Below are 14,146 nucleotides of genomic sequence, written 5' to 3' on the forward strand. Positions count from 1 at the left end.
ACCAGCCGTTCGCGACCGTCCAGCCAAGACTGTGCACTATGGCCTGAGATAGGCATAGCCCTGGCTTTGCAGTTCGGCGAGCTTGACGACACCACCCTTGTCGGCGGCATGGAAGCCGGCCAGCAGGTCGGCCAGCGAAATGTCCATGCCGTGCATGGTGTTGGCGCAGGCATGCGGCTCCAGCCCCTGCTGCACCAGGCCGGCGAAGCGGCCGGAGACCGCCGCCGATATGCCCTTCGACTTGAAGCCGGCAAGGGCCGGGCCATGCACGACGAGCACGATGTCGACATTGCCGCCAGTGCCCTCGTAATGGTTCTTGATGTTGCCGAGCACAAAGTTGACCTTGTCCACATCGCTCAGGTGATAGGCGACCTTCAGCCTGGCGGGCTCGGTAGCCGCGGCCTGCACCGCCCGCAGGCCGAGAAGCGTTCCGGTTCCGGCAAGAACCGCGCGGAACATGTCGCGTCGGCGCATGGCACCCCTCCTCGGATTTCTCAGCGATTTGCGTGGCTCCAGCCGCAATACTAGCATAAATTGACGTTACGTCCTGTCGATGCGAGGAGGGGTCACATGACGTTCAGGGCAGGGGAATGGAAGACAGTCGCCGGCGCCGGATTTGGTGTCGCGTTGCTCGGTTTGCTGGCAGGCACGGCCGCTGCCGACAATGCGCTCAAACTGACCGAACTCAGCCCGAACGGGGCGGACGCCTGTTTCGGCCGGGTCTATGACGCGGCGCATATGCAGGCGTATCCGAAGCAGAAGGTGGCGCGGATCTTCTTCTACTATGGCCACGATCCGGTCAGCAGGCCGAACGAGGAGCCGTCGGCGAATTCGGACACATCCTACAATGGTTTCCTCACCACCACCGTGCGCGGCGCCAAGGCGCCGCAATGGGCAGGCGGCTGGTGCAATCACGCGTCCGAGGACGACGCATCGGGCCAGATCCGTTGCGGCATGGATTGCGACCGCACGCTGGCGTCGCTGAAGATCGACGACAAGGGCCGGCTGCTCCTGTCCGATCTGTCGTCCGATATCTATCTTGATGCGGATTCGGAAGAAGAACTGGGCGCGGCCGAATACGACAGGCAGGCGCTCGGCAAGGAGGACGACGATTTCCGCCTCGACCCGATGCCGGCCGCGACCTGCAAGGCGGAGTTCGCGCGCATCGATCCGATCGATCCAGCGCTCGGGGCGCCGTTGCGCGAGCGGCTGAAGCCCGACCAGGCCTTTTGCTACGGCCGCGACTATGACGCGTCGCATTTGGCCTCGCATCCCGGCCAGCTGACGCAATCGATCCGCGTTTTCCGCGGCCCGGTGGAACTGGCATCCTATGCCTCCGGCGGTGACGCCGCCAATTGGCCCGACGGCGCCGACATTGCCGTCTCGGTCACGACGCGGCAGAAGTCGGGCAAGGTCACGCAGACCTATTCATGCCAGGGCGAGGCCGACCAGTGGCGTTGTGCCGCGAGTTCGAAGATGAGCGATTTCTCCTGCGACATCGCGCAGAAGGAGATTTTCCTCAAGCGCGGTGCCAACGGCATGATGATGCTGGCCAATCCCAACAGCAGCCTGGCGATCGTCGATCTCTGCTCGAAGGCCGCCGACGGCAAGACGCAATCCGACGACAAGGTCTACAGGCTGCAGCCAATGCCGCAATCAGCCTGCGCCCCGTGAGGCCTGCCGATATTCAGGTGATGCCGGCCTGCGAACGGCAGCTTCCTGCGCTTCCGGTGCTCACGTACTTAAGTACGCTCCGCTCCGGTTCTCGGAAGCCACCATTCTCGGCTCGGCCTGACCTGAATCTCGACAGGCCTCGCAAACTGCAGGCTATGCGAACGGCACGGCCGTCGTGCCTTTCGGCAGCTTGGCTTCGTCGTCGGGCTCGACGTGGATGGTGACGCGCACCGAGGGGATTTCGGCCTTTAGCGCGTCCTCGATGCGGTCGCAGATGACGTGGCTGGCGCCGACGGACATGTCGGCGTCGACGACCAGGTGGAACTCGATGAAGGTGGCGCGGCCTGCGATGCGGGTCTTGAGGTCATGCACCTCCAGCGCGCCCTTGCAGTTGGCCGAGATGACGTCGCGGATGCGCATGTTTTCCTTCGTGTCGACGGCACGATCCATCAGTCCGTTCATCGACGAGCCGATGACGTGCCAGCCCTGCCACAGGATGTTGAGCGCGACGAGGACGGCGAGAGCCGGATCGAGGATCTGCCAGCCGGTCAGGATGGCCCCGACCAGGCCGCCGAAGACGCCGATCGAGGTGACCACGTCGGTCATGATGTGGTTGCCGTCGGCGACCAGCGCCGGCGACTTCTCGGCCCGGCCGGCGCGGATCAGCGTCCAGGCCCAGAAGGCGTTGATGACGGTGGCGACGCCGTTGACGGCAAGACCTTCCCAGGGCTGCTCGAGTGGCGCCGGTGTCTGCCAGGAGCGCCAGACTTCGTTCAGGATCAGAAGGGCGGCGAGCACGATCAGCACGCCTTCGAGCACTGCCGAGAAATATTCCGCCTTGTGATGACCGAACGGGTGATCCTGGTCGGCGGGCTTGTAGCTGACCTGGATCGCCCAGAAGGCGGCGGCCGAGGCGATGACGTTGACGATCGATTCCAGCGCGTCGGAATAGAGCGCGACGGAGCCGGTCACGTACCAGGCGACGATTTTCAGGCCGAGCACGATCGCGGCAATGATGATCGACCAGAAGGCAAGGTTGGCGACCTTGCGCTTCGCCGCGGCCTTGGCCGCGATCGCCACCGTGTTCTCGGCTTCGGCCATTGAGTTCAGGCTGCCTTTTCCTTGGCCTTGCGCGGCAAATGGGCAACGATGTTCTCGATGATGCGCATGCCGGCATTGTGGCCGAGCGTCATGATCGATTCCGGGTGGAACTGGACAGCGGCGATGGGCTCCTTGCGGTGCTCGAAGGCCATGATGATGCCATCCTCGGTCTCGGCCGTGACGATGAAGTCATCGGGCAGCCGCACCGGATCGGCGAAGATCGAGTGGTAGCGGCCGACGGTGACTTCCTTGGGCAGGCCGGAAAAGATGATGCCCGGCTTGGAGACGCGGATGCGCGACGGCTTGCCGTGCATGGGAATATGCAACTGCCTGAGTTCCCCGCCATAGGCCTCCGCCAGCGCCTGCAAGCCGAGGCAGACGCCGAAGATCGGCAGCTCGCGGGCACGAGCCCGTCCGATGGTGGCGGCGCAGTCGAAATCCTTCGGCGTGCCAGGGCCGGGCGACAGCACGACGAGGTCGGGCTTCAGCCGGTCGAAGACTTCCTCCGGCACCGGCGTGCGCACCGTCGAGACATTGGCGCCGGTCTGCCGGAAGTAGTTGGCGAGCGTGTGGACGAAGGAGTCTTCGTGGTCGACGAGCAGGATGTTGACACCGTCACCGACGCGCGCGGTGGTGCGCTCGGTGCTGGCGGAATTGCCTGCCTTGGCGTCGCGGATGGCGGAGAGCATGGCGGATGCCTTCAGTTCGGTTTCGGCTTCTTCTTCCTCGGGAATGCTGTCGAAAAGCAGCGTGGCGCCGGCGCGCACCTCTGCGATGCCGTCCTTGATGCGGATGGTGCGCAGCGTCAGGCCGGTGTTCATGTCGCCGTTGAAATTGACCATGCCGATCGCACCGCCATACCAGGCGCGCGGGCTCTTCTCATTCTGCTCGATGAAGCGCATGGCCCACAGTTTGGGCGCGCCGGTGACGGTGACCGCCCAGGCGTGCGAGAGAAACGCGTCGAAGGCGTCCATGCCTTCGCGCAGGCGGCCCTCGATGTGATCGACGGTGTGGATCAGCCGCGAATACATCTCGATCTGGCGGCGACCGATGACGCGCACCGAGCCTGGCTCGCAGACCCGCGACTTGTCGTTGCGGTCGACGTCCGAGCACATTGTGAGCTCGGATTCGTCCTTCTTCGAGTTGAGCAGTTTCAGGATCTGCTCGCTGTCTGAAATGGCGTCGTCACCGCGCTTGATGGTGCCGGAGATCGGGCAGGTTTCGACGCGGCGGCCGTTGACGCGCACGAACATTTCGGGCGAGGCGCCGATCAGGTATTCGCCTTCGCCCAGATTGATGAAGAAGGAATAGGGCGAGGGGTTGATCGACTTCAGCTTGCGCGAAATCTCCGAGGGTTCCGTCTCGCAGCGCTCGTAGAACATCTGGCCGGGTACGACTTCGAACAGGTCGCCGCGTTTGAACGAGTCCATCGCGCGGCGCACCAGATTGGCGTATTCGCCGGGCTCGTGGTCGCCGCGCGGCGGGATGCGGTCGGCGGTCTTGAACGGCTCGGCGATTTCGTCGCGTGGCAGGCCCTCGGTGGAAAAACCCTCGCCCGAATAGTCGTAGCGGTCGGTCCAGGCCTTGGCCGAATAATGGTCGACGACCAGGATTTCGTCGGGCAGGAACAGCACGAGGTCGCGCTGGCTGGGCTTGCGCTCGAGCTTGTAGTCGACCGGGTCGAACTGGAAGGCGAGGTCGTAGCCGAAGGCGCCGTAGAGGCCGAGATTGGCGTCTTCGGCGGTCTTGAACAAAGCGGTGATGGCGCGCAGGACAGTGAAGACCGAGGGAACGCGGCTGCGCTCTTCCTCGGTGAAGACGCGGCCGGGCTTGGCGATTTCGAGGCGGATGAGTTTCTTTGAAGTTTCGGCGATCGTCACCTCGGAAAGGTCGCCGAGCGTCTTGCCGATGACCGGCAACAGCGCCTCGCCGCGGCCGTTCAGCGCCTCGATGCGCATGGCGCGGCCGCGCGCCGAGATCACCAGCGGCGGATCGATGATGGCGGTGTCCCAGCGCGTGTAGCGGCCTGGATATTCGTAATTCGAGGAGAACACCGCGCCCCGGCGCGAATTCAAGCCGTCGACATAGCTGTCGATCGCACCGGCATAGGGCCGGTCGTGGCGTTCGCGGGTGATGGTGATGCCACCCGCGGTCACGAAGCTTTCAGCGCCGTTTTCCAGAACCTTCATCGTCATTGCCGTCTCCATCAGCTTGTTGGGGCAACGGACCCGGGACTGGCTTTTGAAAAAACAAATGGCCGCCCGGACATTCCGTTGCGGCCACCCTCTCTTTCACGCACGCGCGTTCGAACAGGCCGCTGTCAGCAGGCCCACCACCAAATGGTCTTGGTCGAACGCATGTTCATGGCGAAATCCATAGCGGCGAAAAACCGGATACGCAACTGATTTGAAAAGTCTGTTCGGTGGCCGCCGCTTCTCAGGCCCATGGCACATCGCCACAGCCGGTAGCCCTGCCTAGACTGCGTGTCCAACATCGAGAAGACGGGATAGACATCATGACCGACCAGATCGAGCGCGCGCGAACGTTCCATTCCCTTCACGTCAAGGGAAATCCGGTGGTTCTCTACAATGCCTGGGATCCGGGTTCGGCCAAGATCGTCGAGAAAGCGGGCGCCAAGGCCATCGCCACCGGAAGCTGGCCGGTCGCGGCCGCCTTTGGCTACGCCGATGGCGAGAAGATCCCGCTGGAACTGGCGCTCGACAACATCAAGCGCATCGTGGCGGCGGTCGATCTGCCGGTGACCATGGACCTCGAGGGCGGCTATGGCGTCGAGCCGGAGGTCGTCGCCCAAACGGTGACGCGTGCCTTGCGGGCCGGCGCCATCGGCTTCAATTTCGAGGACCAGATTGTCGGCGGCACCGACCTGCACGACATTGCCGTGCAGGTAAAGCGGGTCGAGGCGGCTGCAGCAGCCGTCAAGGCCTCCGGCATCCCGGCCTTCCTCAACGCCCGCACCGACGTCTTCCTCAAGGCGAAGCCCGATGCGCATGACAGGGCCCTGCTCGACCAGGCGATCGAGCGCGCGCATGCCTATGAACAGGCCGGGGCAAGCGGCTTCTTTGCGCCGGGCCTTGGTGACGAAGGGCTAATCGAGGCGCTGTGCAAGGCCACGACGCTGCCGGTCAACATCATCGCGCTGGCGCATGTGCCGCCGCGGCAGCGGCTGGCCGAACTCGGCGTCGCCCGCATCAGCCATGGTCCCGTGCCTTACCGGCAGATGGCTGAGTGGCTGGAGGCGAAGGCGCGACAGGCGATCTCGGGGTAGTTCAGTCCTCGAGCGTGCCTGACCTCGCGTCGGCGCTCTTCCTGTCGCCGACCAGTTTCAGCAAATCCTCGCCGGCGCGGATGATGCGGCGCGAGCGGCGGGTCAGGATGAGGCCGTCCTGCGGCGCGAACACTTCCGTGCGGCCATCGGCTTCGCCCGGGGCATGGACGATGGTGGCCAGCCGCGCGCCCCGCGCGACGCGGTCGCCGGGTTTCACCTCATAGAGGACAGCGCCAGCCCGGGGCGCCGGCATCATGTCGATGTTTTCCAACGGGGCGACGACACCCTTGAACGGATCGGGTGCGGGAAGCGTGGCATCGGTGACCACGCCGCGTGCCACCAGCAGTCGGTAGAGGCCTGCGGCATCAGCGCTGGCCAGCGGGCCATCGACGTCGAGGATGCCGCGATATTCGACCGTTGTGGCGACGCGGCGGTCGAGCTTCGCCACCTCGGCGGGAACGTTCTGGTAGGGCATGATCGAGGCGCCCTCGAAAGTACCGTCGGTGTCCTCGCTCCACAGCACCACCGCGTCGATGCCCATGGCGGCGGCGCAATCGGCCATGGCCGGCCATAGGCTGGTGTGGATGTAGAGATAGGCCAGGCCTTCATCGTCGCAATGCAGGTCGAGCACGATGTCGTTGCCGAGCGACAGCTGCATCAGGCGCGACTTCAACCGTTGGTCGGCGCCACCGAACGTGGTGTCGGGCAAAAGCTTGGCATCGGGTGCCGCAAGCAACGGAAAGCCTCTGTTGAAGTTGGTGCGGGTGCCCAGATGGAAGCGGCCCTGATGCTCGCCGAAATGATACTGGGCGCGGCCGATCGGGTTGGCCCATGGCACGATGGTGATGTTGCCCTTGATGCGGCCTTCGGCTTCGGCCTTGGCGAGCATCGGCATCAAGGCATCGATGGCGACCACGCCCGGAAGTTCGCCGGCATGGAGTGCCGCCTGTAGATAGGCCGAGGGCGCCGCCTTGTCGGCGCCGGTGAAGCGGAACACCGGGAATTCGTAGGAAACGCCATCGCTGTCGCCGGCGATGCGTTCGATCGATTTCTGCATGACTTCCTCCTTCGGCAGGCGGAGAGACATGCCCCGCGGCGAGGCCATTGTCGATTGGTCCAATTTGTCGCGCTATGGGCGCACTACTCGGCGGGTTGTGCGACGGGGATCCGCCGGTCCAGGGCCTGTGACAGCACCGCCACGGTGACCGCGAGCAAAGCGAGCACCGCGCCGACCAGGGGCAGATGGGCATAGGAAACGCCAGCCGAAAGGGCCACGCCGCCGATCCATGCCCCGCTGGCGTTGCCGACATTGAAGGCGCCCTGGTTGAGCGTGGCGGCAAGGTTCGGTCCTTCGGAAGCCGCCTCGACGACGCGGATTTGCAGCGGCGGCACGACGACGAAGACCAGCAGCCCCCACAGGAAGACCACGCCGATGGCGACGCTTGGGATCGCGCCGAACTGCATGAAGCCGACGAACAGGACCGCCATCAAAAGCAGCGTGCCGATGACTGTCGGCATCAGCTTCCAGTCGGCCAGCCGGCCGCCGATGACGTTGCCGATGGTCATGCCGGCGCCGAACAGCAAGAGCACCCAGGTGACCGCCGAGGTCGACAGGCCGGACACGTCGCTGAGATAGGGCTTGATGTAGGTGAAGACGGCGAACAGGCTGGCCGAGGCCAGCGAGGCGATCAGCATCGCCAGCCAGACCTGCAACTTGCCCAGCACGCGCAGTTCGCCGCGCAGGCCGCCGCCGCTCGGCTCGGCGACATCGGACGGCACCAGCCAGGCGATGGCCGCGACCGAGATCAGGCCGATGCCGACCACGGCCAGGAAGGTGGAGCGCCAGCCGAAAGCTTCGCCAAGCGCCGTGCCGGCCGGAACGCCCAGAATGTTGGACAGCGTCAGGCCGGCGAACATCAGCGCGATGGCGCTGGCGCGCTTGTTGCGGGGCACCAGGCTTGCCGCGACGACCGAGCCGATGCCGAAGAAGGCGCCGTGGCCGAAGGCGGTGAAGACGCGCGCGGCCATCAGCAGCCAGTAGTTGGGGGCGATGGCGCAGAACAGATTGCCGACAACAAACAGGGCGGCCAACCCGACCAGCACCGGCTTGCGTGGCAGATGCGCCGTGGCCATGGCGACGATCGGCGCGCCGAAGACGACGCCCAGCGCATAGCCGGTGACCAGCAGGCCGGCGGCGGGGATCGTCACGCCGAGATCGGCGGCGACCTCCGGCAGCAGCCCCATGATGACGAATTCGGTGGTGCCGATGCAGAAGGACGCAATGGCAAGCGCAAGGATCGGCAACGGCATGGGGCGTCCAGACTGAATCGGTTCAATTTTAGACTGCGCGACGATCCATGCCGGGCGCAACATACATCGCTGCAATGCAGCAATGCAGAAAGGATAGAGCAGATCCGCAACGGGCTGCCGAGGCATCGGACCGGAAGCCGAACAGGTTTCAGGCCAGCGGCTTCAGCTCCTGCGCGATGGTGGGCAGCAGTTCCGAGACGGTCGGATGGATGTGCACGGCGCGCGCCAGCGTGTCGACGGGCGCCTTGGCGTACATCAGGTCGAGCACGCAATGCACCGCCTCGTCGCCGCCGGGGCCGAGCACCGAGCAGCCGAGGATTTCCCTGGTGTCGGCATCGACAAGGATCTTCATGAAGCCTTGCGTCTCGCCCTTTTCGACGGCGCGGCCGACGCGCGTCATCGGCCGTTGGCCGACCAGCGCCCGGCGGCCGGATTTCCTGACCGCGGCCTCTGTCATGCCGCAGCGGCCGAGCGGCGGGTCGATGTAGAGCGCGTAGGCCTCGATGCGGTCGCTGACCTTGCGCGGATCGTTGTCGAGCAAGTTGGCGGCGACGATCTCATAGTCGTTGTAGGAGGTGTGGGTGAAGGCGCCCCTGCCGTTGCAGTCGCCCATCGCCCAGATGCCTGGCACGTTGGTGCGCAACTGGTCGTCGATGGTGACGAAGCCGCGTTTGTCGACTTCCACGCCGGCCTTGTCGAGCCCGAGATCGTCGGTGTTGGGGGTGCGGCCGAGCGCCAGCAGCACGTGCGAGCCGACAGCCGGCGGCTTGCCGACGGAGAAGGTCACGGCGATATCCCCGCCCTGTCTGGCAAAGCCGATGTCGTCGGCGCCGAGATGGACGGCGATGTCTTCGTTTTCGAGAATCGACAGGATGGCGGCGGAGACGTCCTCGTCCTCGCGGCCGGTCAGGCGCGGGCTCTTTTCGATGACGGTGACTTCCGAGCCGAAGCGGCGGAACATCTGCGCGAATTCGAGCGAGATGTAGCTGCCGCCGACAACGATCAGGTGGCGCGGCAGCACGTCTAAATCCATCATCGTGGAATTGGTCAGGTAGTCGATGTCGTGGACGCCGGGCAGGTCGGGCACAGAAGCGCGGCCGCCGGTGTTGAGGAAGACCTTTTCGGCGGTCAGAAGTTCGTCGCCGACGCGCACCGTGTTGGCGGTCTCGAAGCGTGCGTGGCCGCGATAGAGGGTGCAGCCCTTCATGCCGGCGATCCATGTCTCCAGATTGGTGCGGGCGTTGATCGTCACCTTGTCCTTGCGCGCCTTGATCACTTTGTAGTCGACCCCGACGGGGCCTGAGAGCGTCACGCCATAATCGGCGGCGCGCCTGGCGAGATGCGCGGCATAGGCGCTGGCGACCATGGTCTTGGTCGGCATGCAGCCGGTGTTGACGCAGGTGCCGCCGACCAGCTTGCGCTCGATCAGCGCCACGCTCATGCCAGCGGCCGTCAGCCGGCCGGCCAATGGCGACCCCGCCTGGCCAGCGCCGATGATGATGGCGTCGAAAGTCTTGGCTGTCATGCCACCGCCGCCACGATCAGCAGGCCGCCGATGATCGCCACCGCGTCCTCGATGAAGGCGGCGGGCGGATCCTTGCCGAAGGCGGCTGCCAGCCGGCCGCGCGCCTCGGCGCCACCCAGCGTGCCGATGACCGCGCCGATGGCGCCGGCGATCAGGCCGCCGATGGTGGAGCCACCCGTGGCGCCGATTACCGCACCGCTGAAGGCGCCAAGCAGGATGCGGGCGCCGAATTGCTGCGGCACCTTGCGGCTGGGCGTCGACGGCAGCTGGTCGGTGACCAGTTCGATGATGGCCAGGATGGTGAAGATGCCGACGGCGGCCCAGTGGCTCATGAAGCTTGCCCAGGTGCCGGCAACCGGCAGCCAGCCGAGCCAGGCGCCCCAGGCGACGGCGGCCGGCGCGGTCATGGCGCGCAGGCCGGCAATGACGCCGATCAACAGTGCGAGAACATAAAGCATGGTAGATCCCCTCGATCCCCGGGCCAGGACAGCCCTGAGCAGGCAGGCTACCATAGGTCCGATATTTGGCCAGTGCTTGCGTCCGCACTTTTCTGCCGGCCGCGATTGTGCTTTGCAATGACGTCGATTGGAGACCCGTCATGGCTGAGAGCGAGCGCACAAGGATGGCCGCCGGCCAATGGTACACCTGCCTCGATGACGAATTGGAAGCCTTGCGAGCCAAGGCGCGCGATGCGGTGTTCGAGCACAACACGTTGCCGCCGAGGCAGCGCGGCAATCTCGGGCCTGCCCTTAAGACATTGCTGGGCGGCGTGGGCGAGGGCGCCCGCATCGAAGCGCCGTTCCATTGCGCCTATGGCTTCAACATCTTTCTCGGCGACAATGTTTTTCTCAACGCCGGCTGCACCATCCTGGACACGGCGCCGGTGCGCATCGGCAAGGGGACGCTGCTCGGCCCCAATGTCCAGATCTATTGCGCCGAGCACCACAGGCAAGCGGCGGGACGGCAGGCGGGACTGGAGATCGCCAGGCCGGTCGAGATCGGCGCAAATGCCTGGATCGGCGGTAGCGCGGTCATCCTTGGCGGCGTCAGCATCGGCGAGGGCGCCATCGTCGGCGCCGGTGCGGTGGTGACGCGCGACGTGCCCGCCGACACCACGGTGGTCGGCAATCCGGCGCGGGCGGTTAAACTCGATTGACGTTATGCGGCGGGAAGCGGATCGTTGCTTCAAAGCCGTCCTGCTGGCCGGAAGCCGGTGAATCCAGGGTCAGGGTCGCACCGATCTGTTGTAGTATTCTATTGACGATCGCCAGTCCGAGGCCTGATCCTTCGGCACGTGTTTCACCGCGTTCGAACCGTTTGACAAGGCCATCCGGGGCCGGAACCACCGGACCTTGGTTGACCACGCTGAGCCGGGCATCATCAGTGATGCGAATGACAACTTCGCCGCCTTCGGTGCCATGCCGCAATGCGTTCTCGATCAGGTTGCGCAGGATTATTGCCAGTGCATCTGTGTCGATCGCGACCAGCGCCTTGCCATTGTCAGGCGTCTTAAGGCGAAGGCGGCCCTTGTTCTGGCCGCGCTGCTCGAAGTCTTCGACCACCAATGCTGCGACCGCGGCAAGATCGGCTGGTTTGCCGGCAACTGCTACTCCAGCATCGGCACGCGCTAGCTGCATCAGCTTTTCGGACAGGTCGGCGAGATCGGACAGGGCCGCCCTTATCTGGCGTGGGCGCTTTTTTTCTGCCTCGTCCGAAGCTTCCGCGATCAGTCGCTCCGTCTGGGCCAGCGCGCCGGCGATCGGTGTGCGCAGTTCATGCGCGGCATTCGCCGTGAATTCCTTTTCGGCGTCGAGTGCCATGTTGAGACGCCGCATCAGGCTGTTGACAGACTTGGCGATGGCCGCGAGTTCGGAGGGCAGGTCGTCGGTGCGGATCGGAGCGAGATTGTCACCGTGACGGGCGCTAATCTCGCCGCGCAGCGTCGCGATCGGCCTCAGGAAGCGCGCCAGGGTCAGCCACGCGACCAGCGCGCTCAACGGAATGAGGATGACCATCGGTATCAGAAAGCCGGTGGCGGCTTCCAGCGTTTCCTCATTGCGCCGTGCATCGAGCTCGGCGACCTGAATGAAGACCGTGCCGCTGACCGCCGGCTCGGTGTAGATGCGCCATCCAGAAGCCTCGGAAAATCCCTGCACGAGTTCAGCCGTGAGCGGCTCCGCGGGAGCATCATAGGAGTGTATGAGAACGCGACCGCCGGCGTCCCGCACTTGGAAAATCAGGCGGCCACCGTCGTCGTCCGAAACAGCCTCCGCAAGCCGGCGCGGCGATTGCGACGGCTCGCGTCCGAAAAGATCGTCGATGACCAGCGGCAGCAGCCGACGCGCTGATTCCTGCATGGAACTGTCCATGGCTTCGTTGATTTCACGATGCAGCGTGATACTTCCAGTGCCCGCGGCGACGAGGCCGAAGGCGACCGTCAGCAGGATCAGCGAGACAACGACGCGACCCGCAAGGCTGTCGAGGACCCTCATGGAGATGCCAGCCGGTAGCCTAGCCCCCTTACGGTCGTCAACGCTCCGCGCCCGATCTTCTTGCGCAGGCGGCTAACATAGACTTCGACGGTGTTGCTTTCGATCTCTGCGCCAAAGGCATAGAGCGCATCCTCGATCTGGTTCTTGCCTATCGTCATGCCGGGTCGGCGCAAGAACTGCTCCAGCACTGCCCATTCGCGGGACGTCAGCATGGCCTCAGCGCCGTTAACCACGACGCGGCGGGCCGCTTGATCGATCTCGAGGAGTCCGAGCCGGACCAAAGGGTTCGGGTTTCCGGCATAGCGGCGCGCGACCGCGGCAAGGCGTGCGGACAACTCGCCGAGATGGAAGGGCTTGACCAGATAGTCGTCGGCGCCGGAATTCAGGCCCGCTATGCGGTCCGAGAGCTGGTCGCGCGCGGTCAGGATGATGACTGGCGTATCAGCGCCCTTACGACGCAGCGTTTTCAGGAATTCGAGGCCCTTGCCATCAGGCAGATGCAGGTCGAGCAGGACGAGTTCATAGGAGACGACCCGCAGGTGATCGCCGGCACCGCCAAGCGTCGTGCTCCAGTCCACGGCATGGCCGTCGGCGGCGATGTGATCGCGCACCGCCTCGCCCAGCACGGGGTCGTCTTCGATCAGCAGAACGCGCACCTTGCCTCCGTGTCCACGGCAACACGCCGCCTTCATGCGGCACAAGGCTGACAGCAAGCTGAACGAAAGCCAATCGCGGCTTTTGGACAATGCGAGTGCGTTCAGGGCAAGGTGCTTTCACGGCGAGGTGCGTTCAGGCTGCTGTCAGGTTTCAGGGGCAGGGTCCGCGACATCGGAATTGGCCGATGGAGAAAACAAGATGAAACCCCTGATCCTGACCGCGCTGGTGATGGTTTTTGCCGGGCCGGCCTTCGCTGCCGACAGATGCGATGTGCCCACCGACCAGTGGCAGCCGCGTGAAGCGCTGCAAAAGAAGCTTGAAAGCGAGGGCTGGAAGGTCCGCAGCATCAAGACGGAAAACGGCTGCTATGAAGCCAAGGCGCTCGATGCCAACGGCAAGAAGCTGGAAGCCGTCTTTAATCCCAAGACGCTCGAGTCGGTTGGCGCCGATTCCGACGACGGTTGATCGCCATGAACGTCACCGCTTCGACACGAGGGACTTTGGTCCAGGTCTGGAGCCCCTACGTCCGCCTCTTTCACTGGTCGCTGGTCCTGTGCGTTGCGGTGGCGTGGCTGTCTTCTGGCGAAACCATGAAGGTGCATGAGCTGGCCGGCTACAGCGCGGGCGTGCTGATCACATCTCGGCTGATCGCCGGCTTGGCCGGATCCGGATACACGCGCTTCCATCAGTTCGTGCACGGACCGCGCGCGGTCGGCTTGTATCTCTCCGATGTGGCGAAGGGCGATGAAAAGCGCTATCTCGGCCATAACCCTGCCGGCGGCGCCATGGTGCTGGCACTTCTGGCCTGCGTGGCAGGAATTGCACTTACCGGCTGGATGCAGACCACCGACACTTGGTGGGGGGTGGGTTGGGTCGAGGACACGCACAAGATCCTGGGCAATGGCATCCTGGTGCTGATCGGGCTGCATGTTGGTGGCGTGTTGCTGGCCAGCCTGCGCCATGGCGAAAACCTTGTTCGTGCCATGGTCACCGGCCGTAAACGTGCGCCATCGCCGGAGGACGTCGCCTGACCACATCGCCCTGATCACGGGGACCGGAATGCAAAGGGCGCTGCGGCGACGCGCGCCCTTTGCCGTTATG

The 14,146-nt window shown here is 64.7% G+C and carries 14 protein-coding genes; 5 read left to right on the forward strand and 9 right to left on the reverse strand.

Features of this window, described 5'->3' with window-relative positions; translation table 11 throughout:
• Positions 1–36: 36 nt before the first annotated feature.
• Complete coding sequence (locus tag MESOP_RS11020) at positions 37–474, reverse strand: DsrE family protein (RefSeq protein WP_013893412.1); 438 nt, start codon at positions 472–474, stop codon at positions 37–39.
• A gap of 96 nt (positions 475–570) precedes the next feature.
• Between MESOP_RS11020 and MESOP_RS11025 the strand changes: the two genes are divergently transcribed.
• Entirely contained in the window at positions 571–1,674 is a 1,104-nt protein-coding gene (locus MESOP_RS11025; protein ID WP_013893413.1) for a hypothetical protein, read from the forward strand.
• Positions 1,675–1,827: 153 nt separating this feature from the next.
• Here the strand turns inward: MESOP_RS11025 and MESOP_RS11030 are convergent, their stop codons facing one another.
• The gene (locus MESOP_RS11030) at positions 1,828–2,775 is read right to left on the reverse strand and encodes a cation diffusion facilitator family transporter (RefSeq protein ID WP_013893414.1); all 948 of its coding nucleotides are present in this window, start codon (positions 2,773–2,775) and stop codon (positions 1,828–1,830) included.
• Positions 2,776–2,780: 5 nt separating this feature from the next.
• Positions 2,781–4,970, reverse strand: a complete 2,190-nt coding sequence (locus tag MESOP_RS11035; RefSeq protein ID WP_013893415.1) for an anthranilate synthase — start codon at positions 4,968–4,970, stop codon at positions 2,781–2,783.
• A gap of 320 nt (positions 4,971–5,290) precedes the next feature.
• On the opposite strand from MESOP_RS11035, the gene MESOP_RS11045 reads away from it, so the two are divergent.
• On the forward strand, positions 5,291–6,061 hold the full coding sequence (locus MESOP_RS11045; RefSeq protein ID WP_013893416.1) for an isocitrate lyase/PEP mutase family protein: 771 nt from the start codon (positions 5,291–5,293) through the stop codon (positions 6,059–6,061).
• A gap of 1 nt (position 6,062) precedes the next feature.
• Here MESOP_RS11045 and MESOP_RS11050 read toward each other — a convergent pair whose 3' ends face one another.
• The 4 genes from MESOP_RS11050 to MESOP_RS11065 all read right to left on the reverse strand — a co-directional run bounded on the left by MESOP_RS11050 (position 6,063) and on the right by MESOP_RS11065 (position 10,354).
• Positions 6,063–7,118: a M14 family metallopeptidase gene (locus MESOP_RS11050; protein ID WP_041164619.1), complete on the reverse strand. Its 1,056-nt coding sequence runs from the start codon at positions 7,116–7,118 to the stop codon at positions 6,063–6,065.
• Between the two features lie 83 nt (positions 7,119–7,201).
• Positions 7,202–8,371 carry an MFS transporter gene (locus tag MESOP_RS11055; protein ID WP_013893418.1) on the reverse strand — a complete coding sequence of 390 codons (1,170 nt, stop codon included), beginning with the start codon at positions 8,369–8,371 and terminating at the stop codon, positions 7,202–7,204.
• 148 nt (positions 8,372–8,519) lie between these two features.
• A complete protein-coding gene (locus MESOP_RS11060) occupies positions 8,520–9,896 on the reverse strand; it encodes an FAD-containing oxidoreductase (RefSeq protein ID WP_013893419.1) in 1,377 nt (458 codons plus the stop codon).
• The gene (locus MESOP_RS11065; RefSeq protein ID WP_013893420.1) at positions 9,893–10,354 is read right to left on the reverse strand and encodes a membrane protein; all 462 of its coding nucleotides are present in this window, start codon (positions 10,352–10,354) and stop codon (positions 9,893–9,895) included. The genes MESOP_RS11060 and MESOP_RS11065 overlap by 4 nt, the downstream gene beginning before the upstream one ends.
• A gap of 140 nt (positions 10,355–10,494) precedes the next feature.
• Here MESOP_RS11065 and MESOP_RS11070 point away from each other — a divergent pair, with 140 nt between their 5' ends.
• Entirely contained in the window at positions 10,495–11,052 is a 558-nt protein-coding gene (locus MESOP_RS11070) for a sugar O-acetyltransferase (RefSeq protein WP_013893421.1), read from the forward strand.
• Here the strand turns inward: MESOP_RS11070 and MESOP_RS11075 are convergent.
• Together MESOP_RS11075 and MESOP_RS11080 are read right to left on the reverse strand one after the other, a co-directional pair.
• Entirely contained in the window at positions 11,039–12,388 is a 1,350-nt protein-coding gene (locus MESOP_RS11075) for an ATP-binding protein (RefSeq protein WP_013893422.1), read from the reverse strand. The two genes, MESOP_RS11070 and MESOP_RS11075, sit on opposite strands and share 14 nt — an antisense overlap.
• Entirely contained in the window at positions 12,385–13,044 is a 660-nt protein-coding gene (locus tag MESOP_RS11080; protein ID WP_013893423.1) for a response regulator, read from the reverse strand. Before MESOP_RS11080 ends, MESOP_RS11075 begins: the two co-directional genes overlap by 4 nt.
• Positions 13,045–13,243: 199 nt before the next feature.
• Here MESOP_RS11080 and MESOP_RS11085 point away from each other — a divergent pair, with 199 nt between their 5' ends.
• Both MESOP_RS11085 and MESOP_RS11090 read left to right on the forward strand, forming a co-directional pair.
• A complete protein-coding gene (locus tag MESOP_RS11085) occupies positions 13,244–13,510 on the forward strand; it encodes a PepSY domain-containing protein (RefSeq protein WP_013893424.1) in 267 nt (88 codons plus the stop codon).
• A gap of 5 nt (positions 13,511–13,515) precedes the next feature.
• The gene (locus MESOP_RS11090; protein WP_013893425.1) at positions 13,516–14,076 is read left to right on the forward strand and encodes a cytochrome b/b6 domain-containing protein; all 561 of its coding nucleotides are present in this window, start codon (positions 13,516–13,518) and stop codon (positions 14,074–14,076) included.
• Positions 14,077–14,146 lie beyond the last annotated feature (70 nt).

This window comes from Mesorhizobium opportunistum WSM2075 (assembly GCF_000176035.2).
In the GTDB taxonomy this organism is placed as follows: domain Bacteria; phylum Pseudomonadota; class Alphaproteobacteria; order Rhizobiales; family Rhizobiaceae; genus Mesorhizobium; species Mesorhizobium opportunistum.